The 1,826-nt window shown below is 34.8% G+C and carries 3 protein-coding genes; all 3 read right to left on the reverse strand.

The genetic code is table 11. The annotated features are described in order from the left end of the window. Window positions 1-16: 16 nt before the first annotated feature. Window positions 17-880, reverse strand: coding sequence for a DNA-methyltransferase (locus tag BUB03_RS21515; protein WP_228417961.1), 864 nt, complete (start codon window positions 878-880; stop codon window positions 17-19). A gap of 248 nt (window positions 881-1,128) precedes the next feature. Next, window positions 1,129-1,353: a hypothetical protein gene (locus BUB03_RS21520; RefSeq protein WP_139258957.1), complete on the reverse strand. Its 225-nt coding sequence runs from the start codon at window positions 1,351-1,353 to the stop codon at window positions 1,129-1,131. A gap of 119 nt (window positions 1,354-1,472) precedes the next feature. Beyond that, a partial coding sequence (locus tag BUB03_RS21525) for a hypothetical protein (protein WP_228417963.1) occupies window positions 1,473-1,826 on the reverse strand: 354 nt, incomplete at its 5' end.

Below are 1,826 nucleotides of genomic sequence, written 5' to 3' on the forward strand. Positions count from 1 at the left end.
TAAATTAAAAACCCCGCTACCTAAACAATTCAGGTTGCAATGGCTGTAGTTTTTCAATCCTTGTTTTTCCAAGTTCAAAATATTCCTGATCAATCTCACAGGCTATTCCCTGCATTCCCATATTGTGTACAGCTTCCATACAGCTCATAGAGCCTCCGAAAAAGTCAGCAATTACAATTTCCTCACGTGGTTTTGTTTCTGGGATTACAAGCGCTAAAAGACGCTCTAAAAGGCGGACAGGTTTTTGTGTGGGGTGAATATTGGAATAATGGCCTCCATTATCAGATATTATAGTCTGTTCCCTCACTCCATTTTCAAGAGCTAATAATGTATACGTTGAGATACATCTTAACGGTTGATCAGTCTGTTGAGTTGTTTTATAATTATTTTCTAATTTTCCGTGTGAATAATCAATATTAGCATCTGCCTTCTTCAAATTCTCGACAACCTTATCATACGCTCTACCACGATTGAACAAACCTTTTAATCGCTTTATATCCTCATATACTTTATCCTGATCAAAAGCCTTCATTTCCCCATAACATACCTTAACATTATTTATTTTCCCTGATCCTTTACAGAATATTGAAATTGTCTCATGAACCCGGCCTATTGCTGACACAGGAGACGAAACGCGTCTTTTATTCCAAACAATTTCTTCTTTGAAATTAAACTTAAGATCTGAAAGTATTGTATTCCACCGGTAGAAGCTTTCACCACGGCCAAACATGACAATGAATCCGTTTTTAGTCAAAAGCCTTCTGCATTCAGAGAAAAACTTATGTTCATCAAACGGCCTTTCAAGCTTCTGATTTTTTAAATACAAGTAAGGCGGATCTATGCAGATCACATCTATACTTTCATCTGGAAGTCTTTTCATTACTTCCAGGTTGTCCTCATTAAATAATTTAATCCTCTCCATAAAAAATACCCGCTACCTATTACAGCAGCGGGACACCAAATCACTAAATATTAACCATGAAAATAATTTCCCTCTGCATTAAATCAATCTTCGTGGAGCTATAAGATTTGAACTTACACAATACCTTTTCAGGTGAATCCTCATTTCTATTAAATTGCACTTAGCCCCGTTTTCTAGTCTTTCCCAGTGTCAACCTTAATAATATTTTAACAATCCCAATCCCATCTCGCATTATCACACGCTTTACTTATTGTAATTTCAGGATCTAATTTGATCTGATTGAATGCTTCGTACAATAACTCTAAGATAAGTCCGGTTTCTTCACCGGTTAATAACATATTTTTTATAGCTTCAAAATCGTTAGTTTGTTGTTGATTTAAACTTTCGTCACTATAATCTAATCCATCCGTAAAACTTCCTATTTCACTCATTTTATATTTTTTGTTGACGCCCCCGGAATCGAACCGTGATTCTCTACTTACTTTTGTCATTTTGCAGAAGACATCTATTTCTTGTAGCGCATTACCTATATGCTAGCATCACGTTTTAATTACCTGCTAATTTCAATTTTGGCATTAGGATTATTCCTACATGCAACTAAATACTGTTCAGTAAATGACAATAGATTTTCATATTTACCCCAACCATTTGAGGCATTATATTGTCTAAATTTTTCTGGATCAGACTTTAGGTTTTCTATTCCATTTTTAAGGATCAGAATTAAATCTGCGGCAGTAAAAGCGTTTATTTCTTCAGGACGCCATAACGCATAATACAAGCCGGACTCATGTGCCATTTTTGTTAGATTGTGAGTAATATTTGAATCATACACACAGTCATTATTTTCATATAAAGAAACATCTAAACTCATATTTATTCTTTTATTAAAAAACACCAAGCACCC

The organism is Chryseobacterium oranimense (assembly GCF_900129755.1).
Classification (GTDB): Bacteria; Bacteroidota; Bacteroidia; order Flavobacteriales; family Weeksellaceae; genus Chryseobacterium; species Chryseobacterium oranimense.

Bases quoted from the DNA above. Each gene is read 5' to 3' on its own strand.
- BUB03_RS21520 (WP_139258957.1), bottom strand. From the start codon at position 1,353: ATGAGTGAAATAGGAAGTTTTACGGATGGATTAGATTATAGTGACGAA.
- BUB03_RS21515 (WP_228417961.1), bottom strand. From the start codon at position 880: ATGAAAAGACTTCCAGATGAAAGTATAGATGTGATCTGCATAGATCCG.